The organism is Caulobacter sp. P1_D6 (assembly GCF_056406095.1).
This window is the reverse complement of record NZ_JBFUAW010000032.1, coordinates 17,500-43,989: the sequence shown is the minus strand read 5'-3', so window position 1 is coordinate 43,989 and position 26,490 is coordinate 17,500. Positions and strand designations below refer to the sequence as shown.

General features: G+C 68.8%; 13 protein-coding genes. 9 read left to right on the top strand and 4 right to left on the bottom strand.

Features of this window, described 5'->3' with window-relative positions:
* Positions 1–407: tetratricopeptide repeat protein (locus AC1DYP_RS18305; protein ID WP_477047530.1), on the bottom strand; the 407-nt coding region annotated here is incomplete at its 3' end.
* Positions 404–4,741 carry a UDP-forming cellulose synthase catalytic subunit gene (gene bcsA, locus AC1DYP_RS18300; protein WP_477047529.1) on the bottom strand — a complete coding sequence of 1,446 codons (4,338 nt, stop codon included), beginning with the start codon at positions 4,739–4,741 and terminating at the stop codon, positions 404–406. The genes bcsA and AC1DYP_RS18305, both read right to left, overlap by 4 nt.
* A 320-nt stretch (positions 4,742–5,061) precedes the next feature.
* On the opposite strand from bcsA, the gene AC1DYP_RS18295 reads away from it, so the two are divergent.
* The 6 genes from AC1DYP_RS18295 to AC1DYP_RS18270 all read left to right on the top strand — a co-directional run bounded on the left by AC1DYP_RS18295 (position 5,062) and on the right by AC1DYP_RS18270 (position 13,247).
* Positions 5,062–6,162 (top strand): glycoside hydrolase family 43 protein, encoded by a 1,101-nt coding sequence (locus AC1DYP_RS18295; RefSeq protein WP_477047528.1) that lies wholly within the window; start codon positions 5,062–5,064, stop codon positions 6,160–6,162.
* Between the two features lie 171 nt (positions 6,163–6,333).
* A complete protein-coding gene (locus AC1DYP_RS18290) occupies positions 6,334–8,721 on the top strand; it encodes a glycoside hydrolase family 2 TIM barrel-domain containing protein (RefSeq protein ID WP_477047527.1) in 2,388 nt (795 codons plus the stop codon).
* Between the two features lie 207 nt (positions 8,722–8,928).
* Positions 8,929–10,119 carry a rhamnogalacturonan acetylesterase gene (locus AC1DYP_RS18285; protein ID WP_477047526.1) on the top strand — a complete coding sequence of 397 codons (1,191 nt, stop codon included), beginning with the start codon at positions 8,929–8,931 and terminating at the stop codon, positions 10,117–10,119.
* Positions 10,109–11,086, top strand: coding sequence for an alpha/beta hydrolase (locus AC1DYP_RS18280; RefSeq protein WP_477047525.1), 978 nt, complete (start codon positions 10,109–10,111; stop codon positions 11,084–11,086). Before AC1DYP_RS18285 ends, AC1DYP_RS18280 begins: the two co-directional genes overlap by 11 nt.
* Positions 11,083–12,543: a rhamnogalacturonidase gene (locus tag AC1DYP_RS18275; protein ID WP_477047524.1), complete on the top strand. Its 1,461-nt coding sequence runs from the start codon at positions 11,083–11,085 to the stop codon at positions 12,541–12,543. The genes AC1DYP_RS18280 and AC1DYP_RS18275 overlap by 4 nt, the downstream gene beginning before the upstream one ends.
* Positions 12,543–13,247: a DUF6250 domain-containing protein gene (locus AC1DYP_RS18270; RefSeq protein WP_477047523.1), complete on the top strand. Its 705-nt coding sequence runs from the start codon at positions 12,543–12,545 to the stop codon at positions 13,245–13,247. Before AC1DYP_RS18275 ends, AC1DYP_RS18270 begins: the two co-directional genes overlap by 1 nt.
* A 340-nt stretch (positions 13,248–13,587) precedes the next feature.
* On the opposite strand, the gene AC1DYP_RS18265 is transcribed toward AC1DYP_RS18270, so the two are convergent.
* Positions 13,588–16,731 (bottom strand): TonB-dependent receptor, encoded by a 3,144-nt coding sequence (locus AC1DYP_RS18265; RefSeq protein ID WP_477047522.1) that lies wholly within the window; start codon positions 16,729–16,731, stop codon positions 13,588–13,590.
* Positions 16,732–17,131: 400 nt separating this feature from the next.
* On the opposite strand from AC1DYP_RS18265, the gene AC1DYP_RS18260 reads away from it, so the two are divergent.
* The 3 genes from AC1DYP_RS18260 (at position 17,132) to AC1DYP_RS18250 (ending at position 23,317) form a co-directional block, all read left to right on the top strand.
* On the top strand, positions 17,132–18,994 hold the full coding sequence (locus tag AC1DYP_RS18260; protein WP_477047521.1) for a rhamnogalacturonan lyase: 1,863 nt from the start codon (positions 17,132–17,134) through the stop codon (positions 18,992–18,994).
* A gap of 8 nt (positions 18,995–19,002) precedes the next feature.
* Positions 19,003–20,352, top strand: coding sequence for an oligogalacturonate lyase family protein (locus AC1DYP_RS18255; protein ID WP_477047520.1), 1,350 nt, complete (start codon positions 19,003–19,005; stop codon positions 20,350–20,352).
* Positions 20,353–20,476: 124 nt separating this feature from the next.
* Positions 20,477–23,317, top strand: a complete 2,841-nt coding sequence (locus tag AC1DYP_RS18250; protein ID WP_477047519.1) for a phospholipase D-like domain-containing protein — start codon at positions 20,477–20,479, stop codon at positions 23,315–23,317.
* A 13-nt stretch (positions 23,318–23,330) separates the two neighbouring features.
* On the opposite strand, the gene AC1DYP_RS18245 is transcribed toward AC1DYP_RS18250, so the two are convergent.
* Positions 23,331–26,366 (bottom strand): DUF4982 domain-containing protein, encoded by a 3,036-nt coding sequence (locus AC1DYP_RS18245; protein WP_477047518.1) that lies wholly within the window; start codon positions 26,364–26,366, stop codon positions 23,331–23,333.
* Positions 26,367–26,490 lie beyond the last annotated feature (124 nt).

Genomic DNA, 26,490 nt, shown 5'->3' with positions numbered 1-26,490 from the left:
GGCGCGGGCTGAGGCGCCGGCGGGGGAGCGGCCGGGCGGCGCGGTTCGCCCACGCGGGGCTGGGCGGCGGCGACCGGAGCCGCCGGCTGCCGCAACCGAGGATCGTTGGGGGCCGCCCTCCGCAGCCGGGCGGTCCAGCGTTCGGCGCCGGCGATGTCGCCATCCTCGCGGGCGTAGCGGGCCATGGCCGCGAGAGCGTCGGCATTGTTGGGATCGGCCGCCAGGGCGCGCTGGAGGGATTGGCCGGCCAGGTCCTTGCGGCCGCGCTCGCGCCAGAACGCCGCCTGGCGGACCAGGGCGTTCACGCCTTCCTGAGCGGATTGCCGCGCCGGCGCCGCCTGAGGCGCGAGCACGGAGGTCGCCGCGACGCCGGCCAGCAGCCAGGGAAGGAGGCGGCGGGAGCTCATGGCCCTTCGGCGCCCTTCAGCCGTCGCCGCTCATGCGCCCTCAGCAGCAGGAAGATCGGTCCGGCCAGCACCAGGACCGCGCCGGCCAGGGCCAGGGCCAGCAGCACCGGGTGGCGGCTCAGCCACCAGGCGGCGCGATAGATGTACGGCATCGTCCCGGCCCAGAAGGTCGATCCGACGCGAAAGCTGGAAAGGGTGTTGTCGGACTCGACGACCAGGTCGCCCTTCACCTCGGCGTTCTGGGTGGGATCGGCCAGCCGTTGCACGAGTTGGGGGAGGCGTTCGGTGCGGTCCGACAGCAGGGCCACCACCACCCGGTCGCCACCGAACGGCGAGCGGAAGCTGGTCATGCCGCTGAAGGTCTCGGCGTTGACGAGGACCTCGTCGGCCGCTCCCCGCTGCCCATCGTCCAGCGGCGTGCCCAGCATCGAGAAGGCCCGGTCGCGGAAGCTGGCCAGACGCAGACGCAGGCGCGAACCCTCCACCGAGAAGGGCGCGCTGCTCGCCAGGCGTTCGTTCCCGGTCAGCAGGCTGGTCGGGCCGATCAGCAGCACGTCGTGGTCGCGCAGGGCCGCCTCGTCCCCGTCGCGGACGATGCGCAGGCGGGTGACCGGCGCGCCCGTCGCGTCGCCGAAACGGCCCATCAGGCCCAGGAACGCCTCGATCTCGTTGGTCCCGGCGTTGGGCGCCATCACCACCGCGGTCTTCGACAGGTCGGCCATGCGGGTGAAGGGGAAGCCCGCGCTGGCGAAGAAGGCCAGGTTCGGCAGCTGGGTGTAGTGATGGCCGCCGGTCAGGTCGATCGTGGTGTCCGGATCGATCCCGCTGCGCACGTTGGTCGGCTGCTGACCCTGGCAGGCCTCGGTCTTGTGGCCCTTGAGGTCGAAATAGAACTGCAGCTCGTTCTGGCCGAACAGCTGATAGGGCGGCAGCGAAACATCCTGCTCGTTGAGCGTGAAGCCCCGCATCAGCCGGGTGCGGAAACTGTCGGCCCCGGTCTGGCGATCCAGCTTGAAGGACTTCAGGTAGCGGTCGTTCAGCGAGACGTCGAGGCGCGACTCCGCGCGGTTCAGCCACGCGCCCATCGGGTAGCGATAGCGCAGCGACATCGGCGCGCCGCCGCGGGGCCACAGGAAGAGATCCGGGGCAACGCGGAAGGAGGCGTTCACCGGCGCCGGCGGCAGGCCGACGGTCTGCAGGGTGGCGGGATCGACGATCTCGCCCAGCCGCACCTTGCGGTCGGTGCGCAGCCAGCGCGGCGCGTCATAGGGTTGGCGCACGGCCAGGCTGGGCGGGCCCAGGGTCGCGACCGGACCCGCCAGCCCCTTGGCGGCGACGGCCAGGGACAGGGCCGCGTCGCGCATCTCCGCTGGGTTGCGGCCCAGCACCAGCAACAGGGCGCTCGACGGATCGCGCGGATTGACGACGATCGCCAGGGTCGGGCCGCTGATCGCCGGCAGGGTCAGGCCCTCGATCCGGTCTCCGGCCGTGGCGAACACCACCCCGTCGCCGGAGGGCAGGCCGCCGATCAGGACCGGAAAGCGAAAGCCGCGATAGCTGGCCGCCATGCCGAAGTACGAGGCCGTCGCCGCGGCGGCGCGCAGGGCGTCGTCCGAAGGCGCGCCGGCGAAGGCGAACGGCAGGGTCAGCGGTCCGCTTCCGGCGTCGAAGAACGGCGCGGGCAGCTGGCTCAGCTCGGGGCGCACCGGCAGCCGCTGCAGCCGCAGCTTCAGCGACGAGCGCAGGTTGCTGACATTGGCCCACAGGGACGAGTGGCGGGGGTCCTCGCAGCCGCGGGCGTAGTGACCGGCGAAGCGAAGGTTCAGCCGGTTGTCGGTCAGGAACAGGGCCGGCTCGATGGGGACCTCGATCCGCGTGCCCCTGGCGCCCTCCCGCGACAGCGGCAGCGACGCCACCGCCTCGTCGTTGATGAACACGTTGAGCTGCGACAGGTCGGGCAGCAGGGCCGGCGAATAGGCGAAGTTCAACACCAGGGCCGCGCCGGTCACCACCTCGTCCCGGCGCAGCGGAAAGGGAATGCCCGCCTCGCCATTGACGCCGAGCAGACGGACGGGCCTCCGCACGCCCATGTCGGCCAGGGTGACGGTGACCTCGCGCACCCCGCCGGCGACCACCGGCGCAGGCTCCGGCGCCTGGGCGCGGGCTCGGGCGATCTCCGGCATGGCGAGCAGCGCAAGGCAGGCCAGCAACGCGCAGAGGGTCGAGATCGGCTTGGCGGCGTCGTCCGGAACCACCGGGCGCTGGGCGTAGGGCTCGGGCTGCTTGATGCTCCACCAGAACACCAGGGAGGCGCTGGCCCGCACCAGGTCGATCAGCGAGGCGATCGGGTTGGCCGAAGGCGGGTCGGCGTGCGGCTGCCAGGCGTCGGCGCGCCCCATGACCGCCACGACCAGCTCCCGGTGCCGGGCGATGGGCATGGGCTTGAACTGGAACCGCAGGGTGTCGCCGGTCACGGAGGCGACGCGCGCCGGGAAGGTGGTCCATTGCGAACCGCACAGCAGCTGCGCCTCGATCGACTGGTCCCGGTCGGTCGAGCCGACCTTGGAGACCGCGAACCCGCCCATCGAGATCTCGTCGGTCTCGGTCCGGATCTCGCGACCGTCGCCGAACCTCAGGATCACCGGCAGGTGGACGCCGACCCGGACATAGGCGCGCATCTGGCGGCTTTCCCGGCCGACGGCGAGGGCGGTCGACAGGATCAGCAGGCTGAACAGGGTCCAGCTGGCGTTGAGCAACAGGGTGCCTAGGTTCACGCCGAACCCGCCGAGCATCAGCTTGGCGACGCCCACGACCAAGCCCAGCACCAGCAGGCCGACGACCGCCATGTGCGGCCACATCAGCCGCGCGTCGAAATAGCCCTTGTCGAGCAGTCCGCCCTTGTCGGTCACGTTGAACTTGCCGCGCTTGGGATTGAGCAGGGTGGTGATCGTCGGGAGCACCAGGTGGAAGGCCAGCAGGCTCTCGTAGACCTCGCCCCAGAAGGCCCGGCGGTCCTGGCCCTGGATGCGGTTGCTGGTGACGATCGACTGGACCAGGTGCGGCACGGCGAAGGCGGCGATCATCGGCGCCGAGGCGAAGATGATGTTCTGGCCGAACAGCAGGAACGCCAGCGGCGAGGTCAGGAACACGATGCGCGGCAGCGGGAAGAAGAAGTGCAGCATCGCGTTGAGGTAACAGAGCCTCTGGGCCAGGCTCAGGCCGGGGCCGGTCAGGGGATTGTCGACCCGGAAGATCTGGATCATCCCCCGCGCCCAGCGCGCGCGCTGGCCGATGTGCAGGGCCAGGCGCTCGGTCGCCAGGCCCGAGGCCAGGCGGATGTCGAGATAGGCGCTGTTCCAGCCGCGTCGCTGCAGCTTGAGCGCGGTGTGGGCGTCCTCGGTCACCGTCTCGCCGGCGAAGCCGTTGGTCTCGTTCAGCGCCGCGCGGCGGATCACGGCGCAGGATCCGCAGAAGAAGGCCGCGTTCCAGAAGTCGTTGCCGGGCTGGACCACGCCGTAGAACAGCGCGCCCTCGTCGGGCACGTCCTTCACCGTGCGCAGGTTCCGCTGCACCGGATCGGGCGAATAGAAGTGGTGCGGGGTCTGCAGCAGGGCCAGGCGCGGATCGGCCTGGAACCAGCCGACGGTCACCTGCAGGAAGGCCCGGGTCGGGATGTGGTCGGCGTCGAAGATGCAGACCAGCTCGCCGTCGGTCAGGCCCAGGGCGTTGTTCAGGTTGCCGGCCTTGGCGTGCTTGTTGTCGTCGCGGGTGATGTAGAAGGCGCCGGCGGCCTCGGCGAAGGCCTTGAACTCGGGACGCCGCCCGTCGTCGAGCAAGTAGACCCGGAAGCGGTCGCGCGGATAGTCCATCGACAGCGCGGCCAGGACGGTGTCCTGCACGATTTGCAGGCTCTCGTTATAGGTCGGGATGAAGACGTCGACGGTCGGCCAACTGTCCGCCTCGCCCGTCAGCGGACGGACCGGTCGCGCCAGCGGCCAGACGGTCTGGACATAGCCCAGCACCAGGATGGCCCAGGCGTAGAGCTCGGCCAGGTACAGCCCCAGTCCGAAAGCCGCTTCGATCGGCGAGCGGAAGTGCAGGGTCTCGGTCGTGCGCCAAAAGAGATAGCGCGTCGAAACGGCGATCGAGAGCAGACCGAGCGCGATGGTGATCCGGCGCGACCCGCGGCGGTTCAACACCAGGGTGACGACGATCGTCGTCAGGCCGAAGATCGCCTGGGCCCGGAGGTCCAGGGGAAGCGCCACGGCGAAGGCGATGACGACGAGCGCCGCCAAGCACACCAGGCCGAACGTCGCCTTTTGCAGCAGGAGCATCGTCTCGCACGCGCCAACAGGCGCCAAACGTCACCGCGCCCGTTCCTAGAAGGCGCTCGACGGCAAGGCATTGCGATAGGGCCAATCCCCACCGGACCTGGTGTAAAAACCCGCGCCGCCTCGGGCCGCGCGCGCCGGGATTGCCCCCGAGCGCCTTTCGCGTTAGCTTTTCATCAAATGGGATTACGTCCCATTTTGTGAGAGGAAACGCCAAGCGTCGACGGCCGTGAAAAGGCCGACGGCGTCGCTTCCCAAAGAACAAGAAGCGGGCACGAGCCCGCTGGACCAAGAACGGCGCGAGCCCGGTGAGGGAGTAAACCATGGTCACCCGACGCATCCGCGCGGCTCGTCGCGTCCCGGGCGGTTCGCTGGCGGTGCTCGCCTCGGCCGCCCTGCTGGCGTTGGGCGCGGCGCGCGCCGTGGCCCAGGCCGCGCCGCCTCCGGCGGCGCAAGCGGCCAAGCCCGCCACGCTGGCCCTGCCCGACATGCCGCTGCACGATCCGTGGATCGTCGCCGACGCCAAGGCGGGGCTCTACCGGCTCTACACGTCCAATATCGAGGCCGTCAGCGGCACGCCCGGCCTGGGCACGATGATGTACGTCAGCCGCGACCTGAAGGCCTGGAGCCCGGCCAAGGCGGTTTTCGTCGCCCCGACCGACAAGTGGTTCAGGGACGGCGCCTGGGCGCCGGAGGTCCATCAGTGGCGCGGCCGCTGGTGGCTGTTCACGACCTTCCATGACGAGGCCGCCGCCCTGCCGCCGGTCGACCAGCGCAAGCCCTATCGCCGGGGCACGGTCGTGGCGGTGGCCGAACGTCCGGACGGCCCGTTCGAGCTGCTCCGCGACGGCGAGCCGGTGGCGCCGAAGGATCTGATGACCCTGGACGGCACGCTCCATGTCGATCCCGCCGGCAAGCCCTGGTTCGTCTACGCCCACGAATGGCTGCAGACCACCGACGGCACGATCGAGGCCCTGCCGGCCACCGACGACCTTGGCGCCAAGGGTCAGCCCCAGGTCCTGTTCAAGGCCAGCGACGCGCCCTGGGCCAAGGGCCAGAAGCAGCCGGCCGGCGACACGGTGTTCGTCACCGACGGCCCCGAGTTCTTCCGCACGAAAACCGGCGTCCTGTTGATGCTGTGGTCCAGCTACGACGCCAAGGGCTACGTCCAGTCGCAGGCCCGTTCGAAGAGCGGGACCTTGACCGGTCCCTGGGAGCAGCTGGAGCCGCTGGTCCGCTACGACAGCGGCCACGGCATGCTGTTCAAGCGCTTCGACGGCCAGCTGATGATGGTGGTCCACCGCCCGTTCAAGAACGCCCGCGGCAAGCTCTACGAGATGCGCGACGCGGGGGATCGGCTGGAGATCGTCCGGCAACGGATCGACCTGGATGGGGATCCGGTGGAGCGGGTGGGCGGGCCGTAGAAGTGGCCTACCTTCTCGGACCGTCATCCCGGACAAGCGCGAAGCGCGCCGATCCGGACCGCAGGAAGCGTGGCGCTCAGGCGTCGGTCCCGGGTCTCCGCTTCGCTACGCCCGGGATGACAACCGTTTGAGTTCTGAAGTTCTGATTTCGTGATGCGACGGGAGACACCCTTGCTCAAGACTCTGCTGCTGGCCGCCTCGGCCCTGACCCTTCTGGCTTCTCCCGCGCTCGCCGCCGATCGCGTCACCACGCCCCTCGCCGACGGCTGGCGGTTCGTCCAGGGCGATCCCGAGGGCGCGGAGACGGCGACGCTGGATGACTCGAAATGGGCGACCGTGTCGGTCCCCCACGACTGGGCCATCGCCGGGCCGTTCGACGTCAACGCCCGGGCGGGCGGGGCCGGCGGTTTCCTGCCCACCGGCGTGGCCTGGTACCGCAGGACGCTGGACGTGAAGCCGACACCCGGCCGCCGGGTGTTCGTCGAGCTGGACGGGGTGATGGAACGCAGCGGCGTCTGGATCAACGGCCACCACCTGGGCCACCGGCCCAGCGGCTATGTCGGCCTGCGCTACGACATCACCGACTTCCTCAAGGCCGACGGCCCGAACGTGCTGGCCGTGCGGGCCGACACCTCCTTCGCCCCCTCCTCGCGCTGGTACGCCGGCTCGGGGATCGTCGAAAAGGTCCGCCTGATCGAGACCGGCGACCTGCACGTCGAACAGGGCGGCGCCTTCGTCAGCACGCCGACGATCGCCAAGGACCGCGCCGTCGCCAAGATCGAGGTGGAGGTGACCAACAGCGGCGCCGCGGACGCCCGCGCTGGGCTGGAGATCGTCGTCACCGATCCGGACGGCAAGGTCGTGGCCAAGCGTAGTGTCGCGCCGGTCGCGGTCGGCATCGCCCGCACCGAGACGCTGAGCGCCGAGGTCGACATCCCCTCGCCCCATCCGTGGGATCTGGCGACGCCGAACCTCTACAAGGCCGCCGTCCGGGTGATCGGCGCGGATGGTCAGGTCGTCGACAGCGACATCGTGCCGTTCGGCGTCCGCGAGGCGAAGTTCGAGGCCGACACCGGCTTCTGGCTGAACGGCAGGAACATCAAGCTCAAGGGCGTGGCCCTGCACGCCGACGGCGGCGCCCTGGGCGCGGCCGTGCCCATCGCCGTCTGGCGCCAGCGCTTCACCGCCTTGAAGGCGCTGGGCGTCAACGCCATCCGCACCGCCCACAACCCGCCCTCGCCGGAGTTTCTCGACCTGGCCGACCAGATGGGCTTCGTGGTCATGGACGAGCTGTTCGACCAGTGGAACGTCGCCAAGACCCCCGGCGACTATCACCTGTTCTTCGGCGACTGGTCCAAGCGCGACGCCCGCGACATGCTGCGCCGCGACCGCAACCACCCCAGCGTCGTGATCTGGAGCGCCGGCAACGAGATCCACGACACCGCCTATCCGGTCCAGGCCAAGGCGGCGCTGAAGAGCCTGCTGGACGTGATGCACGCCGCCGACCAGACCCGGCCGGTGACCATGGGACTGTTCCGCCCCAACGTGACCGGCGACTACCAGAACGGCCTGGCCGACATGCTGGACGTGGTCGGCCAGAACTACCGCGAGAACGAGCTGACCGCCGCCCACGAGGCCAAGCCGAGCCGCAAGATCGTCGGCACCGAGAACAGCCACGCGCGCGGGTCGTGGGTCGCGGTGCGCGACTACGCTCCCTATGCGGGCATGTTCCTGTGGACCGGGGTCGACTATCTGGGCGAGTCCGACCGCAGCGGCTGGCCCAACATCGCCAATCCCGCCGGCCTGATCGACCGCACCGGGGCCTTGAAGGTCTCGGGCATGCAGCGGGCCGGCTGGTGGGCCGAGACGCCGGTGATCCACGTGGTGCGCAACGCCGCGCCCGCCGCCCCTCCCCCGTCGAACGACGGCGCGGGTCCGGCCCCCGCCTTGCCGACCATGATCGCCGTCGCCACGCCTCGGGCCAAGATCGACATCGCCGACGACTGGACGCCGGCCGACCTGTCGCCGCATCCCGAGACCATCGAGGTCTACAGCAACTGCCCCTCCGTCGACGTGACGCTGAACGGCAAGGCCCTGGGCGCCAAGCCCCTGCCCGCCGACGGCTCGCCCCGACAATGGTCGGTGACCTTCGCGCCGGGCGAGGTCGTGGCGACCTGCGGCGGCTTGGGACCGCGCGACGTGCTGCGCACGGCCGGCGCGCCGGCGCGCCTGGTGCTGGCCAGCGTCGACAAGACCGTGGGCTCGACCTTCGACGACCTGGCCATCGTCCGCGCCCAGGTGGTGGACGCCAAGGGCGTGGTCRTGCCGTCGTCGGAGGCGCCGATCACCTTCGCGGTTGGCGGCTCTGGCCGGTTCGTCGCCGCCGACAACGCCGCCCCGACCGACCACACGCCGTTCGCCTCGCCCACCCGCCAGGCCTGGCGCGGCGGGGCCACGGCCTTCGTGCGCGGATCGGGCGCCGGCGGCGTCACGACGGTCACGGCCAGCGCGCCGGGGCTGAAACCCGCCACGCTCAACCTGCTGGTCGCCAAGCCTTGAGTTTCATTTTACGGGACTTAATCTCGTAATATGAAATCCGTTGCCAGGGCGCGGGACGGCCGATATTTCTGGAGCAACGCAGCGCGACGCAGATCGCCCAGAGTCCGGACAGAGGGAGGCCGCGCCTTGATGTTGCATAGACGCGCCGTCCTCGCCGCCCTCGCCGTCGCGCCGACCGCGAGCTGGGCAGCGGAACCGGGGACACCGATGCAGACCTGGGCCTTCGATTTCGGCGACGACAAGGTTGCTCCGGGCCATGTCGGTGTCGCCCGCGACGCCGCCTACGATCCAGCTGTCGGCCATGGCTTCGAGCCCTCCCCAGCGGGCGGCCCGTTCCTGTTCTCGATCGCCGTGCCCGAGGGCGACTATCGGGTGACCCTGGAGTTGGGCGGCAAGACCGCGTCCGACACCACGGTCAAGGCCGAGTCCCGCCGCCTGATGGCCGAGCGGATCGTAGCCAAGGCCGGCAAGACGGCGACCGTCGACTTTGTCGTCAACGTCCGCACGGCCGCTCTGAAGGCGCCGCCGCCCAACGCCCCCGGCGGCGTGCGGGTGCTGCTCAATCCGCGCGAGGAAGGCTCGTATAACTGGGACGACAAGCTGACCCTGGAGTTCTGCGGCCCCGCCCCGGCCGTGCGCCGCCTGCGGGTCGAGCCCGTGACCGTGCCGGTGGTCTACCTGGCCGGCGACTCCACCGTGACCGACCAGCGGTTCGAGCCCGGCGCCAGTTGGGGCCAGATGCTGCCCCGGTTCTTCAAGCCCGACGTTTCGGTGGCCAACCACGCGGAGTCCGGCGAGACCCTGAAGTCGTTCCTGTTTGAGCACCGGCTGGACAAGCTGCTCAGCCGCATCAAGCCCGGCGACTGGATGCTGATCCAGTTCGGGCACAACGACCAGAAGGCCAACTGGCCCCAGACCTACGCCGAGGCCGCCACCACCTATCGCGACTATCTGAAGGCCTATATCGGCGAGGCGCGGCGGCGCGGGGCCAAGCCGGTGCTGGTGACCTCGATGCACCGCCGCAAGTTCGACGCGGCCGGCAAGATCGTGAACACACACGGCGACTATCCCGAGGCGGTGCGCGCCGTGGGCCGCGAGACCGGCGTCCCGGTGATCGACCTGCTGACCATGAGCGCGGCCTTCTACGAAGCCCTGGGTCCCGCCGATGCTCCGAAGGCGTTCGGCGACGGCGGCAAGGACGCCACCCACCACGACAACTACGGCGCCTATGTGCTGGCAGAGTGCGTCGTGGCCGGCATCCGGTCCCAGGTTCCCGACCTGGCGGCTCATCTGGTCGACGGCCTTCCGCCGTTCGATCCGGCCAGGCCGCCCTCGCCTGATACGTTCGTCCTTGCGCCCAGCATCGCCCACAGCACGGAGATTCCCCGTGGCAACTGATCGTCGCTCGCTTCTGGGCCTGGGCGCTCTCGCCCTCGCCGCTCCGGGCCTGGCCCGCGCCCAACAGGCGGCGAAGCCGCCCGCCCCCTCGACCATCGAAGTCATGGACCTGTGGCCCGGCAAGCCGCCCGGCGGCGAGAAGGTCACGGTCACCGAGCAGGTGATCCTGCGCAAGCCCGGCGGCGATCCCAACGACACGGCGTTCCTGAACGTCACCAAGCCCTGGCTGATGATGCGCCGGCCGGCCAAGCCGAACGGCGCTGCGATCCTCATGATCCCCGGCGGCGGCTATATCCGCGTGGCGGTCAGCAAGGCCGGCGGGTCGATCGACGCCTGGATCGCCGACCAGGGCGTCACCGCCTTCGTCATGGACTACCGCCTGCCGGCCGACGGCTGGGCGGCGGGTCCGGACGTGTCGCTGCAGGACGCCCAGCGCGCCATCCGCCTGATCCGCGCCAATGCGGACAAGTGGGGCCTGGATCCCGAGCGGATCGCCGTGACCGGCTTCTCGGCCGGCGGCCACGTGGCGGCTCGCTTGGCCACCCAGTTTGGTCGCGAGACCTATGCCCCGATCGACGCGGCCGACAAGCTGTCGACCCGGCCGTCGGCGGCGGGCCTGTTCTATCCGGTCGTCACCATGACCGCGCCCCACGCCCACGGCAGCTCGCTGAAGTCGCTGCTGGGCGCCAACCCCACCGACGCCCAGCGCCTGGCGGTCTCGGCCGAGCACGACATCCCCGCCGACGCCCCGCCGACCTTCATCGCCGCCGCGGCCGACGACAAGGTGGTGGCGATGGAGAACAGCCTGATGATGTTCCAGGCCCTGCGCGCCCGGAAGATCGCCAGCGAGCTGCACGTCTTCGAGTCCGGCGGCCACGGCTTCGGGCTGAACGGCCCCGGCGGCGTCGCCATGCCCTGGCCGGCCCTGCTGAGCGCCTTCTTCAAGCGGCACGGCCTCTACGCATGACCCGCGCGGCGTTCGACGTCCGCGGCTTCGGCGCGAAGGGCGACGGCGCGACGCTGGACACCGACGCGATCAACGCGGCGATCGCCTTCGCCCATGCGGCGGGCGGCGGCGAGGTGGTGCTGCCGGCCGGACGCTGGCTGTCGTTCTCGATCCGGCTGCTGAGCGGCGTCACCCTGCGGCTGGACGACGACTGCGTGCTGGAGGCCGCAGATCCGGCTCGACATGCCGGCGCCTACGATCCGGCCGAGCCCAACCCGTTCGACCTCTACCAGGACTTCGGCCACAGCCACTGGCGCAACAGCCTGATCTGGGGCGAGGACGTCGAGGATGTGGCCATCATCGGTCCGGGCATGATCGACGGCCTGGGCATGACCCGCGAAGGCCCGGGCTCGCGCTGGACGCGCCAGGCCGGCGAGTTCCCGGTCAGCATGGCGGGGCTGTCGCCCGAGGAGATGGCGATCCTCGTGCCGGACCTGGAGGCCATGGCCGGCGAGGGCAACAAGGCCATCGCCCTGAAGAACGCCCGCCGGGTGCGTCTCGACGGCTTCACGATCTGGCGCGGCGGCCACTTCGCGGTGCTGGCCACCGGTTGCGACGATCTTACGATCCGAAGTCTGCGCATCGACACCAACCGCGACGGCCTGGACATCGATTGCTGCCGCGACGTGACCATCGCCGACTGCCGGGTCAACACGCCCAACGACGACGCCATCGTGCTGAAGAGCTCGCTGGCCCTCGGCGAAGTCCGCGCCACCGAGCGGGTCGAGATCGTCCGCTGCCACGTCAGCGGCTTCGACCTGGGCACGATGCTGGACGGGACCCAGGGCCGCACCCAGCAACTGGCGCCCGACCAGGACCGCGTCACCGGCCGGATCAAGCTGGGCACGGAGTCCAACGGCGGTTTCCGCCACATCACCATCAGCGACTGCGTCTTCACCCGCTCGCGGGGCCTGGCGCTGGAGACCGTCGACGGCGGCGTGATCGAGGACGTCACGATCCGCGACATCGTCATGCGCGAAGTCACCACCGCCCCGCTGTTCCTACGGCTGGGCGACCGGGGACGCGGTCCGGACGGCACGACCCGCGGGGCGATCCGGCGGGTCAGCATCCGAAGTCTGAGCGCCTTCGACATCCTGCCCGACTACGCCGCGACCCTCGCCGGGCTGGAGGGCGATCCGATCCAGGACGTCGAACTGACCGACGTCCGCCTGGTCTATGCCGGCGGCGGCCAGGCCGACTGGGCCGACCGCCGCCCGGGCGACATGGCCCAGGCCTATCCCGAGCCCAGCATGTTCGGCCCGACCCCGGCCCATGGCCTATGGGCCCGGCACGTCGAGGGCCTGACACTGGACAACGTCCGCATCGAGACCCTGACGCCCGATCCGCGTCCGCCCATCCTGTTGCAGGCGACGCGACGCGTGGCGCTGAACGGCCTGGACGCTGTGGAGGAGCCCTGATGAACCGTCGCGCCATCCTCGCCGGCCTGGCCGCCCTGCCCGCCTTTCCCGCTCTGGCCGCTCCGGTCGAGCCCTGGCGTCGCGGCCGCCGCCTGCACGCCGACGACTTCCGCCGCGGCCTGGACCAGTGGGCGCTCGAGGCCGAGAAGCCCGCCAAGGTCGGCGTCCACAAGGGCGTGCTCGACATCGACACCCCCGCCGGCCTGACCCTGTGGTTCCGCTCCGAACTGGTCGGCCCGGTGATCATCCAGTACGAGGCCCTGGCGGTCTCGGAAGGCGGTCCGAACGACCGGGTCAGCGACCTGAACGCCTTCTGGATGGCCCGCGACGCCGGCGGAGGCAGCCCGCTCGCCACGCCACGAACAGGCGCCTTCGCCGACTACGACACCCTGAAGACCTACTATGTGGGCCAGGGCGGCAACGCCAACACCTCGACCCGTTTCCGTCGCTATGTCGGCCGTCCGGGCGACCGGCCGCTGCTGCCCCAGCACGACCACGCGGCGGCCGACGAGATGCTGGTCCCCAACCGCTGGCAGACCGTGCGGCTGATCGCCGACGGCGGGCTGATCCAATACTGGAATGACGAGCGCAAGCTGTTCGAGCTGAACGACGCCGAGCCCTACACGCGCGGCTGGTTTGGCCTGCGCACGACCTTCAGCCATCTACGGGTTCGGCGGTTCCGGGTGTACGCCCTGGGCCGGTAGCCCCAGCAACGTTCAGCGACCAAGGCGCTCGACGAGTCTCCGGACCTCCCAATTATCCGTCATTCCCGCCCTTGTGGCGGGAACCCCTTTGCCCACCGCAGGTGCGGAGGGGTGGCGCGCTGGCGCGCCAAGTCGCTTCGCCGTCGGCTGAGCCAGGGGTTCCCGCCACAAGGGCGGGAATGACGGGCTAAGAAAGATGATGGTCTGTGGCCGAAGCCAAAGAGAAAGGGCCGCGCCATGCCGGCGCGGCCCTGAAGTCGTTCCTAGATCGTAACGTTCGGAGTGGGCGGCGACGAACGTCCCGGGCTCGACGCCGGGACGTCCGCCGCATCGCTCCGTCCTAGAACTTCGCCGTCATGCCGACGAAGAAGCGGCGACCGAAGTAGCCCAGTTCCGTCAAGCGGATGTCGCCGGCGGTCGAGCGTTCTTCTTCCTTGGTCAGGTTCTTGCCTTCGACGAAGAACGACAGGCCTTGGATGTTAAACAGCTCGGGCTTCCAGGTGATCTTGCCGTCCAGGTAGCCGGTCGAGTCGCGATACACGGGCTGGCCCGAGGTGTCGGCGGCCGAGACCAGGTACTTGGAGCGGAAGTTGTAGGCCAGGCGGGCGTTGAACGGGCCCTTGTCGTACCACAGCGTCGCGTTGGCGCTGTCGGGCGACAGGCCCGGGAACGGCAGCGGCGAGCCGTCGAGGATCGAGTACAGCTCGACGTCCTTGGCCTTCTGGTAGGTGTAGTTGGCGTCGACACCGAAGCCCGCCAGGAAGCCCGGCAGGAAGGTGAAGGCGGTCTTGGCCGTGATTTCCACGCCCGAGATCTTGGCGCCGTCGCCGTTGATGTAGGTGTTGACGTTGTACATCTGGCCGTCGCCGTACACGTCGCGCTTGCCGATCAGCGTGCGCGACGAGACGTAGAACTGCTTGATGTCCTTGTAGAACAGACCCACCGAGATCTGGGTGTCCTGGTTCGGGTAGTATTCGAAGCTCAGGTCATACTGGTTGGCGCGGTAGGGCTTCAGGTCCGGGTTGCCGGCCGTGCAGCTCGGCTCGTCGAAGTCGCCATTGGCGTCCGGCGAGCGGTCGTCGGTGCAGTTCAGCACCGGCTTCAGGAAGTCGAGGCGCGGACGCGCCATCAGCTGGGCGAAGCCGAAGCGGGTCGACAGCTTGTTCGGCACGAACCAGAGGCCGACGTTGAAGCTGGGCAGCCACACCGTGTAGTCCCTCTTGGACGAGGCCTGGCTGTTGCTCAGAACGTAGGTGGTCGATGTGCCGCCGTTGGTCGCCGCGTAGGTCGAGTTGCGCGTGGAGACGTCCGCCGCGGTCACCTTGGTCTGAACCCGACGCCAGCCGAAGTTGCCGTCGATGTCGTAGGAACCGATCGGGAAGTTGTAGTTGAACTTGATGTACTGCGCGTTTGTCTCTTCGCGGATGTTGTACGGGATCTGGGTGTAGGTCTTGCCGTCGTTGCCGACGGTGGACTTCATGTTGTTCAGGTTGAAGTGCGTCGTGTCGAGGCTCTGCGAGATCTTGTCGAAGTCGGGATAGTTCCACATCGACGGGGTCGTGCCGCCGCCGAAGTAGAAGTCGCTGGGCAGCGGCGACATGCTGCTGGCGAACACCGAGTTGGCGTACGCCCGCGACCAGACTTCGCTGGAACCCCAGTAACCCGTGGTGTTGGCCGCGCCGAGCACCGGATTGGTCTGATCGGGCGCGCCGGCGACGTTCGAGATCGTCGCCGTCGAGTTGACGGCGTTGGAATAGATCACCGTGTCGTCGAGGGTCGAGTAGGGGTTGGCCCCGCCGTTCAGGATGAAACCGCCGTAGCCGTAGCCCGAGGTCTTGTAGTCCGTGGCGCGCCCGCCGAACTCCACCTTCGTGATGAACGGCAGATGGGTGTCGTAGTCGAAGTCGAGCTTGAACTGCTTTTCTTCCTGGTAGGCCAGCGAGGGGCGGTACTGGATCTGGAACTGGCGGATCGCCGCGGCGTCGCTGGGGCTGTAGCCCGGGGCGAACTTGAACGACGGGTTGCCGGTGCTCGGATCCAGGGTCACGGCCAGGCCGGGGGTGTCGAAGGTGACGCTGACGTTGTTGGTCTCGGTGACGTTGTCGGTCTTGGCGGTCGAACCCAGGAACTCGACCTGCAGGCGGTCGCCCTTGTAGCGGCCGCCGAAGCTGACGTAGTCGCTGGTGGTCTTGAGCGAGAAGTCGCGGGCGCTGATGCCGAAGCCGCTCTGGCCGCCGGCGCTGGCGGTGTTCAGGCAGTTGCCCAGCGTATAGCCGATGACGTTGTGGTTGGCGTCGACCTTGACCGAGCTGCCCGTGGTGTCGGTGGCCGAGCAGGTCGTGGCGGTGGCCGTGTTGCGCAGGCGGATCGCCGAGGTGAAGTCAGTGCCGTAGTTGATGTCGTTGAGCGTCTGGCTGCGCTCGTTGCGATTGTAGCTGATCCAGGCGTCGAGCTTGTCGGTGAAGCGATACTGCGCGGTGAATTCGGCGGTGACGCGCTCGTCGCCGCGGTACCAGACGCCGTAGCGGGCCGTGCGCGGCGCGTAGTCGTACCATTGCGACTGACAGGCGGTGCGCAGGTTGGTGGTCGAGATCTGGGTGCCGTCCGGCGTGGTCAGGGCGGTGCAGCCCGCCTGGGTCGCGACGTTGCGCGCCAGCTCGTTGATCTGCTGGTTGTAGGCGCTGTTATAGTACGGAACCGTCTTGTCGGCCGAGGCGTCGAAGTCCGCGAAGCGGCCCCACGACGAGTTGCGGACGAAGTCGCCGCGCGTATCGACCTTGTCGTAGGTGACGTTGGCCATCAGGCCCAGGCGGTCGTCGAAGAACTTGCCGGCCGCGATGATGTTGCCGCGCGGGGTCCAGTCATCCATCGTGTCCAGCTTCTGGGCGGAAGCGGTCATCGAGATGGTGGGCTTGGCGAAGTCCAGCGGCTTGCGGGTGATCACCGAGACCGTGCCGCCGACGCCGCCTTCGGTCATGTCGGCGGTGAAGCCCTTGAATACGTCGATCGACTGGACCAGTTCGGCGGCCAGTTCGCGGAAGTCGTTGGACCGGCCGCCGCCGCCGTAGACCGACAGGTTGCCGGCGGTCGACAGGGTGCTCATGCCGTTGATTTCGACACGGTTCAGGTCGGGCTCGACGCCGCGGATCGAGACCGCGTTGCCTTCGCCGAAGTCGCGGGCGAGTTGGACGCCGGTCACCCGCCCCAGGGCCTCGCCGATGTTCTTGTCGGGGAACTGGCCGATGTCTTCGGCGACGATCGAGTCGGAGATCGTGCCGTTCCGCTTCTTGCGGTTCATGGCCGACTGCAGGCTGGCGCGCGTGCCGACGACGACCACTTCATCGATCGTGCTGGACTCGGCGCTCGCGCCGGCGGCCGGGGCCGTCTGGGCGCTGACGCTCGTAGCGCAGGCCAGGCCGGCCGCCAGGGCCAGCAAGGATGTGGTGGCGATGGCCGCGCGACGACGGCGAGTGGATGCAAGCATTGGGTTCCCTCCCTCTAACCATGACCCAGGAGCTCCCGACGAAGGGCCCCGGGCGCCTTACCGGCCCTGCGGCGGTCCTTGAACGGACGGCTCGCAGCGCACGGCGGCGCATTTCTCATACAATATGAATAGTTCCACATGCTGAGATGTCAACGCAATTTGTGGGAAGACAGAACTTTGTTTCCGTGGTGTAAGGTTGCTGCATCGCTTGCGAGGCGGCCCACGCGCCGACCTGAAGGCCGCGAAGAATGGCCGTCGCAAGCTGGGAAACGGGGAAACACAAGGGATTCGACGCATGAGTAAGCGTGGTGGGAACCGGGTCGCGACGGCGGCTCTGTTGTGCGCGGCGGCGCTGTCGTCCGTGGCCGGATCGGCGCTCTCCGCGCCAAAACCCCGTCAAATGGAAGCCCTCGACCGCGGCCTGGTCGCCGTGCCGGCCATCGACGGCGGCGTGCTGGTCAGTTGGCGGCTGCTGGGCGACGATCCCGCCAGGACCGCCTTCAACCTCTATCGCGACGGCGCGAAGCTGAACGCCGCGCCGCTGGCGGGGCCCACCGACTTCGTCGACAAGACCGGCGTTTCGTCCGCGACCTACGCCGTGCGCGCCGTCATCGGCGGCAAGGAAGCCCCGGCCGGCAAGCCGGCCAGGGTCTGGGCCGAGGGCTATCTGAGCATCCCGCTGCAACCGCCGGCCGACGGCGTCACGCCCAGCGGCGAGGCCTATTCCTACACCGCCAACGACGCCAGCGTCGGCGACCTGGACGGCGACGGCCGCTACGAGATCGTCCTCAAGTGGGACCCGACCAACTCCAAGGACAACGCCTTCGGCGGCTATACCGGACCGGTCTACATCGACGCCTATACGCTGGAGGGCAAACGCCTGTGGCGGATCGACCTGGGCCGCAACATCCGGGCCGGCGCCCACTACACCCAGTTCCAGGTCTATGACCTGGACGGCGACGGCAAGGCCGAGATCGCCATGCGCACCGGCGACGGCGCGACGGACGGGACCGGCAAGGTGCTGGGCGACCCGAACGTCGACTGGCGCGAGAGCGGCGGCGAGCGGCCCCAGGGCGACAGGACCGGCGCCACGGTTCTCCCCGACGGCACGAAAGTCGCCAGGGTGCAGGGCCGCATCCTCAAGGGTCCCGAATACCTGACGGTGTTCGACGGCCCGACGGGCAAGGCCCTGGCCAGCGCGCCCTATTCGCCTCCCCGCGACCCGCGTACGGACGCCCCCACGGTCGAGCAGATGACGCAGATTTGGGGCGACGGCTACGCCAACCGCTCCGACCGCTTCCTGGCCGGAACCGCCTATCTGGATGGCCAGCGATCCAGCCTGATCTTCGCCCGCGGCTATTACGGCCGCACCACCCTGGCGGCCTGGGACTTCCGGAACGGCAAGCTGACCCAGCGCTGGCTGTTCGACAGCAGCGCGCCGGGCAACGAGAAATTCGGCGGCCAGGGCAACCATCAGCTCAGCGTCGCCGATGTCGACGGCGACGGTCGCGACGAGATCGTCTACGGCTCGATGACCGTCGACGACAACGGCAAGGGCCTGTGGAGCGCCCAGCTGTTCCACGGCGACGCCATGCATGTCTCCGACCTGGATCCCACCCATCCCGGGCTGGAGAAGTTCGGCGTGCACGAGAGCCCCGGCAAGAACGGCGGGATCGGCGCGGCCATGCTCGACGCCCGCACCGGCAAGGTGCTGTGGAGCACCCCCACCGACAAGGACACCGGCCGGGGTCTGGCCGCCGACATCGACCCGCGCTTCCCCGGCGACGAGGCCTGGGGGACCAACAGCGACCTGCTCTACACCGCACAGGGCAAGCCGATCGAAGGGGTCAAGCATCCGCGCCAGACCAACTTCGCGATCTGGTGGGACGGCGACGACCTGCGCGAGCTGCTGGACAAGAACCAGATCAGCAAATGGGACTGGAAGACCGGCGAGGCCAAGCCCCTGCTGACCGCCGAAGGCATGACCTCGAACAACGGCACCAAGTCGACCCCGACCCTGTCGGCCGACATCCTGGGCGACTGGCGCGAGGAGGTGATCTGGCGCGCCGAGGACAACCGCTCGCTGCGGATCTACGCCACGCCCTACGTCACCCAGCGACGCCTGGTCACGTTGATGCACGATCCGCAGTATCGGGTGTCGATCGCCTGGCAGAACACCGCCTACAATCAGCCGCCGCACACCAGCTTCTATCTGGGCGAAGGCATGAAGTCCCCGCCCCGCACCGACATCCGGACCAAGTGAGGCCGCCGATGAACACCAAGACCACCCTCTTCCGCGCCGCCGCGCTCAGCCTGTTGCTGGTCGCCACGCCCCTCGCCGTTCCGACCGCCCTGGCCCAGGACATGGTCACCCAGCCCAAGGCCGGCCTGCCCGAGGCCCCGCGCGAGTGGGTCGACAAGGACACCGGCCACCGCGTCGTCCGCCTGTCGGACAAGCCGGGCAGCGGCAGCCTCTATTTCAACTACAACGGCTACACCCCCGACGGCCGCTTCCTGGCGATCAGCACGCCCGACGGGATCTCGGTCGTCGATCTGAAGAGCCATGACCTGAAGCCCGTCGTCGAAGGCAAGGTCCGGCTGCTGTTCGTCGGCCGCAAGACCGGCCAGATCTACTATCAACGGGCCGCCGAGGACGGCACGGCCGTGGTCGAGGCCGCCGATCCGGCCAGCCGCAAGGTCCGCCAGATCGCCAAGCTGGCCAAGGGCGTCGGCATCCAGACGATCAACGCCGACGAGACCCTGCTGGCCGGCGTAGCCACGCGCACCGACGTGCCGATCCCGCCCAACATGATGGAGGCCCTGCCCCGCAATCCCGACGACGTGAAGGGCGCGGACGGCCGCGAGCTCAGCTACGCCGAGGGCCGCGAGGTGCAGCTGAACGCCCGCCTGGACAGCCGCATCCCGATGGAGATCTTCACGATCAACACCGCGACCGGCGAGCGCAAGGTCGTGCACCAGGCGACCGACTGGCTGAACCACCTGCAGTTCTCGCCCACCGACCCGCACCTGCTGATGTTCTGCCACGAGGGTCCCTGGCACAAGGTCGACCGCCTGTGGCTGACGCGCACCGACAAGCCTGGTGTCGCGCCCGTCAAGATCCACACCCGGACCATGAACATGGAGATCGCCGGCCACGAGTGGTTCAGCGCCGACGGCAAGACCGTCTGGTACGACCTGCAGACCCCGCGCGGCGAGGACTTCTGGGTGGCCGGATACGAGATCGCCACCGGCAAGCGCGATTGGCTGCACCTGGACCGCAACGCCTGGTCGGTGCACTTCAACACCTCGCCGGACGGCAAGCTGTTCGCCGGCGACGGCGGCGACAGCGAGATGGTCGCCCACGCGCCGGACGGCAAGTGGCTGTACCTGATGCGCCCGCGCGCCATCCCGGACGTCGCCGGCATCCACGCCCCGGGCTCCGAGGCGCTGATCCAGCCGGGCGTGCTGGACACCGAGAAGCTGGTCAACATGCAGGGCCACGACTACCGGCTGGAGCCGAACGTCAACTTCACGCCGGACGCCAAGTGGATCGTGTTCCGGTCGAACATGCACGGGGCCAACCACGTGTATGCGGTGGAGGTGGCGAAGGCCGCGCCCTAGAACGGCGGCGCGCAAGCGCCAAAAACGCAATGCCCCCAGGTTGATTTTAAAGTAACGTCGTTCTTCGACGCCCGATCGGTCTTCCTTGACCGATCGGGGGAATACATCGGCGGGGGCTGAACCAATGAGCATACCTGAAAATCAGGTCGCGCGGCGCTTCGCCTCGCGCCAGCGACACAATGTCGAGTTCGTTCAAGGCCTTGTTCGGCGCCGGCCGGACCTGGACCTTTCGGCCCTGAGCGCCGAGGCCGCGGCGGCCACGCCCGAGCGACAACTGATTATGACGACCAAGGCCCTGGAGGCCGCGACCACGATCGCCCCCGCGACCGTGGAACGAAGCCTGGTCCTCGAAACGATCGTGAAGAAGGAGCGGCCGGTCCTGTTCGTCGAGAGCGACTGGCTCAATTTCGAGAACGTGACCGAGATCGGAGAAGAGGCCGCGAGCCTCATTCGGCAGATCAACGAAAAGCGCGCCCTGTTCCAACCTCTGCTTCCGCTCGTGGGGCGCATCGACGTCACGCACTTTCCCGGCGCCGACTTCCTCGGCACGGGCTGGCTGATCGCGCCCGATGTCGTCGTCACCAACCGGCACGTCGCGAGCCTGATCGCTCGATGGGACGGACGACAGTTCGCCTTCCGACGAGGCGTCGGCGGCGACGCCATGGCCGCCACGCTGGACACCCTGCACGAATATGACGACGTGGCTTTCGATGAGACCCGGCGGTTCGCGATCACCGAGGTGCTGTATATCGAGCCCGAAAACGGGCCCAACGACATCGCCTTCCTGCGGATATCCCGGCGCGCGAGCGGAACCGCGCCGACTCATATTCAGATCGCGCCCGTCGACCTGGCCCCGGACTCGTCGGTGCTTGTGGTCGGCTATCCCGCCCGAGCCTCCAAGCGCGCCATTCCCGATCAAGAGGAAATGGAGCAACTGTTCCGCGGTCGGTACGACGTCAAACGCGCCGCGCCGGGCTACACCATGCTCACCCAGCAGGGGTCCGGCCGCCACGACTGCACCACCCTGGGCGGAAACTCCGGCTCCGTGGTCTTTGACCTGAGCACGGGTCAGGCCGCGGGATTGCATTTCGCCGGTCTCTACCAGGAGGCCAACTACGCCGTCCCCGCCTCGGTGCTCAACGACTATATCGCCCGCAAGCGCTGGACCCGGCCTCCGGGCGTCGAGACCGGCGCGTTCGCGGCGCCGGCACAGACCGCGGTCGTCGGTGCGGCCGGGACGTCGACGACCATCACCCTGCCGCTGTCGATCACCATCGGCCTGGGCGAAGCATCGGTCGTGATCGGCTCGACCTCCTCCGGTCCTGGTCCTGGCCTAGGCGCACCGGCCTCCACCTTCTCTATATCGAGCGCCGCCGCCGAAGAGGCCGCCAAGAGTTTCTGGGACCAGAGGCCCGCCGGCGTCGTGGCCGTACGCCTGGGCTATCCCGCCGAGGGTGATCGGTTCGGTGCGACAGCCTTCATCGCCGCCTCCGTGGCCGTCGAGCATCTGGCGACTGTCTCGACCTCGGGTCCACAAGTCTTTCAGGGCCTGGCCGTGCGCTATCTGCCCGCGAACGCCGCCGAACTGGTCGAGTCGCTGGGACTTCTCGAAGCGCCGGCCACCATCGCCTATGACGACGCGGCCAGGACCGGAGCGGACTTTTCGTTTGAACCTGTCGACGAGGAGATGACGGTCGAGGCCCATGTGGGCCCGGAATATTCCTGGGAGGTGCTGCAGCGGTTCCTGCAGGGCGCCGAAGGCGAGCTCGTTTCGGCGATGTACGAATTCCACGCCGCTCATATCGCCGACGAGATCGAGGACCGCCTCGCCGAAGGTGTCCAGCTTGAACTGGTGCTCGACAACGCCACCTTCTCGGGTGAGGTCGAGCCAGGCGACTTTGATCGTCAGGAACGTTTCCGGCGCTGGTCCGACAACTTCACCTTCACCAGGATCGTCGCGCCGGAGGGGGCGGCGGGCCTAATTTCCAACGCCTATCACATCAAGGTCACGGTCCGGAACGATGGTGTGTTCTGGCTGTCGTCGGGCAACTGGAAGGCCGGCTCCAGCCAGCCCATCGTCACCCAGGCCCAGCGCGAGAAGGCCGAGTTCGCAGACATTCCTGGCAATCGCGAATGGCATGTCGTGGTTGGCAACAAGACGCTGGCCGATCGCCTGCGCCATCATATCCAGCAGGACTTCAGGCGCTCCGCGGACCTGGGCGGCCGACCGGCGCCCCGGCATGACGAAGCCTCCGACCTCTTCCTCGACATCCCCGTCGCGCCGTCCTTAGAACTGGAGCGCCCGCCGCCCGGCCGGGTAATCACACCTCAGATATTCACGGGACCAAGACGCGTACAGCCGTTGCTGACGCCAGACAAGGAAGGCGCCGTCTACTCCGAGGCTGTGCTGGAATTGATCCGTTCGGCGCGGCGCAGCCTGCACTTCCAGATCCCCTATATCGCCATACCGTCCAATCCGCGTGCGGATCGCGGCTATATCGACACCCTGCTCAAGGCCCTGGTGCAGAAGCTCACCACCCTGGATGACGCGAGACTGATCCTGCGCTCGGGCGGCAGCAAATACTCCTCCCCGCAGCACGCCGCCTGGTACCTGAAGTCAAAGGGAGTCGACATCGCCAGCCGCGTCCGCGTCATCGACAACCACCACACCAAGGGCATGATCGTCGATGGACGCCGGGTGTTGATCGGCAGCCACAACTGGAGCGCACCCGGCGTCACCCTCAACCGCGACGCCTCTCTATTGTTCGACGACACGGAGATCGCCGACTATTTCGACGAGGCGTTCGAGATCGACTGGAACCGGGCTCGTCCCGTCAATCCCAAGCAGTTCACCGCCGCGCCTCAAGGGGCGCGGACGGGGGCGAACTTCGAGTCCGTCGATGACGCCCCCGCGCCGGGTTTCCGCCGCGTCAGGCTGAGTGACTGGCTCAAGGAGGAGGACTAGCGCAGGAGGATCTTCACGGCCGCCGATAGAGCTCCGCCTCGATGATCCCCAGGCCGCCGCCGGCCGCCACCTTTTCGGCGCCGGTGTCGAGGCCGGCGCGGGCGCCGGTGATCTCGACGATCTTGCCGAAGGCGTCGCGGTCGACCGTGGGGCCGGTCAGGGCGATGCGCAGCTTGCGGCCCTTCGCCGGCTTCAGCGGCAGGGTGACGTAGCCCAGGCTCTTGGCGGGCAGGCCCTCATAGACCGTCACGCCGTCCATCGTGATGCGCAGCGGGTACGAGCGCAGGCGCCAGCCGATCAGCTTCAGCACCACCTCGTCGACCACCTGCGGCTTGTCGAGCTGGTACTCGATCCAGGCGTTGGCCAGCTGGCCGTCGCTGGCCCAGTGGGTCATCTCGTCATCGTCGACGGTCAGGCCGACGGTGGCCTGGTTCGAGCCCGCCACGGTGGCGGCGGGTTTCAAGGCCACGCGGCGCACCTTGTACGACGGCGTCGAAGGCGTCGGGCCCCGCGCCAGGCTGACCGGCGGCAGGGCGTCGTTCGCCGCCGGAGCGGCGACCTCGAGAGACACGGCCGTGGACTTCAGCCCTTCGGCCCGGGCCGTCACCGTGACCTTGCCCGCCTCCAGGGTCGAGCGCAGGGCCACGCGGTTGATCCCGGCCTCGACCGGCAGGTCGCGAGACAGGATGTAGTTGTCGTCGCCGCGCGAGGCGCCGGCGTAGGAGGTCACGCCGTCGACGGTGTGCGCCCCGGTGACGACCTCGCCCGACGAAGCCGGCGCCTGGGTCGGCTTGGCCCCGCCCTTGGAGTCGCCCTGGGCGATGCCGCCGCGCCATTCGGCCGGACCGGACACCTCGAACTTCACCAGGTCCAGCGCCGTGGGCACGCGCCGGCCCTGGGCGTCCACCGCCTCGACGTCGACCAGGGCGATGTCGGCCGCGTCGGCCTTCCAACCGAACGGACCGACATGCGGCGTCAGGCGCAGGGCCACGGCCGGTCCTGTGGTGACGCGCTCGTCGGACGAGACGATCTTGCCGCCGGCGTCGCGACCGACCGCGCGCAGGGTCCCCGGCGTCCAGGCCACGGCCTTGAAGGTGAACAGGAAGCCGTCCGACTTCACGCCCTTGCCCAGCGACTTGCCGTTCAGCAGCAGCTCGACGCTGTCGGCGCTGGAGACCACCAGCACGTCCTTGGTCACGCCCGGCGCGTAGTTCCAGTGGCCGATGATGTGGCTGCGCGGATGCTCGACGTCGACCCAGCCGTCCCACATCACCTGGTGGGCGTAGAAGCCCGCCTTGGGCAGGCGCATGGCGTCGACCTCGCCGCTGCGGCGGTAGTTGTTGTCGCCGCGGAAGTGGGTGTTGCTGTCGGAGAAGATGATGTTGACCCCGCCCGAGCTGACGCGGTCGCCGCCGCCGGGCCGTTCGCGCCAGTAGTCGAACCAGCGGCGAACATCCTCGGCCGCGTGGCTGTCCTGGTTGCGGTTGTAGTCGGGGCTGTCGATGTGGAACGGCGGGGTGAAGTCGTCCTGGAACTTCCGCGCCGCCTCGTCGCGGGAATACTCCATGGCCCAGACCGGCTTGGTCCCGCTCTTGTTGATGTACAGCATCTCGCCGCCGTACTCGGCCACCTTGCTGGACAGCATCTCGCGCGAGCCGATGGCGCGGCCGCCGTGCGGGTCGAACTGGTCGCGGACGGCCTTCAGCTGCGCCATGTGCTCGTCGCTGATGTTCTCGTTGCCGCCCTCGTAGAACAGGATCGAGGGGTTGTTGCGGAAGCGGACGATGGCGTCGCGCATCACCTCGATCCGTTGCTCCCAGCGGCGGCCCGTGACGTCGCTCTCGGCGTCGCCGGCCGGCATGGCCTGGGGCAGGCCCACGCGGTCGGCGGACTCGACGTCCTGGGCGGCGGGCGTGATGTGCATCCAGCGCACCAGATTGCCGCCGCTCTCGACCATCAGGGCGTTGGAGAAGTCGCTGATCCACGGCGGGATGTCGGCGCCCAGGGCCGGCCACTCGTTGCTGGTGCGCTGGGCGTAGCCGTGCACCTGCATGACCCGGTCATTGAGGAAGATCATCCCGTTGCGGAACTCGGTCTTGCGGAAGCCGGTCCGGGTGACGGCCGTGTCCACGGTCGCGCCGTTCTCCACCAGCTCGGTCGTGACCGCGTAGAGATAGCCGTAGCCCCAGCTCCAGAAATGCAGGCCCTTCAGCGGCGCTTGGGCCGAGACGGTGCGGGTCTCGCCCGGGGCCAGGGTGACGGTGGGGCCGTCGAACGCCCCGGCCGGCTTGCCGTCGACGTCGCGCAGGCTCACCCGGTACTTGAAGGTGCGCGGTCGGTCGGACTCGTTGCGCACCTGCGACTCCGCATGGACCGTCGCGGCGCCGCCCTTGATGTCGAACCGGTCGGCCCAGACATAGACGCCCGTCGTGCCCAGGCTGGAGTACAGCGGCAGGGTCTGGTGCAGGCTGTCGGTCAGGTGCAGCCGCACGGCCCGGTGGATGCCGCCGTAGTTCACATTGAAGTTGTTGTTGTTCCACTGGAAGGCGCTGCCGGTGGCGCGTTCCTTGTACTTCCAGTCGCTGTCGACCCGCACGGCCACCACGTTGACGAACGGCGCGGGCTTCAGGGCCTTGGTGGCGTCGACGCCGAAGGCCGTGACGCCGTTCTCGTGGCCGCCGACCAGCACGCCGTTCACATAGACGTCGCCGGCCTGGCGCACGCCCTCGAACGCGATGAAGGCCTTGCCGCCGACCGCCGGCCCGGCGTCGGTCGGCAGGACCAGGCTCTTGCGATACCAGACGATCGCGCCCTTCAGGTCGTGGATGTCGACCTTGAAGGCCTCGTCCTCGTTCCAGGCGCGCGGCAGGGTGACGGGTTTCCAGGCGGCGGCGTCGAAGTCGGGCTTCTCGGCCCCGGCGATATCGCCCACCGCCATCCGCCAGTCGTCATTGAAGCCTCGATCGACGCGGGGCGCGGCGGTGGCCACGCCGGCCAGGCAGAAGACGGCGCACAGCCAGCCCAGGATCGATCCCGAAACGCGTCGCATCGCCGCCTCCAAATTGGCCAGGCCACTTTCAGGCCTTTCGCCACCTGTGGCTTGACATCCGGCACGCTGTCAAGCATTCTCATTATATCGGATGATGTTCCATATTGTGGAACTTTAGCCGCTG

Coding starts and splice junctions, on each gene's coding strand:
- bcsA (WP_477047529.1), bottom strand. CDS start 4,741: ATGCTCCTGCTGCAAAAGGCGACGTTCGGCCTGGTGTGCTTGGCGGCG.
- AC1DYP_RS18255 (WP_477047520.1), top strand. CDS start 19,003: ATGAACACCAAGACCACCCTCTTCCGCGCCGCCGCGCTCAGCCTGTTG.
- AC1DYP_RS18265 (WP_477047522.1), bottom strand. CDS start 16,731: ATGCTTGCATCCACTCGCCGTCGTCGCGCGGCCATCGCCACCACATCC.
- AC1DYP_RS18260 (WP_477047521.1), top strand. CDS start 17,132: ATGGAAGCCCTCGACCGCGGCCTGGTCGCCGTGCCGGCCATCGACGGC.
- AC1DYP_RS18250 (WP_477047519.1), top strand. CDS start 20,477: ATGAGCATACCTGAAAATCAGGTCGCGCGGCGCTTCGCCTCGCGCCAG.
- AC1DYP_RS18245 (WP_477047518.1), bottom strand. CDS start 26,366: ATGCGACGCGTTTCGGGATCGATCCTGGGCTGGCTGTGCGCCGTCTTC.
- AC1DYP_RS18295 (WP_477047528.1), top strand. CDS start 5,062: ATGGTCACCCGACGCATCCGCGCGGCTCGTCGCGTCCCGGGCGGTTCG.
- AC1DYP_RS18275 (WP_477047524.1), top strand. CDS start 11,083: ATGACCCGCGCGGCGTTCGACGTCCGCGGCTTCGGCGCGAAGGGCGAC.
- AC1DYP_RS18285 (WP_477047526.1), top strand. CDS start 8,929: ATGCAGACCTGGGCCTTCGATTTCGGCGACGACAAGGTTGCTCCGGGC.
- AC1DYP_RS18270 (WP_477047523.1), top strand. CDS start 12,543: ATGAACCGTCGCGCCATCCTCGCCGGCCTGGCCGCCCTGCCCGCCTTT.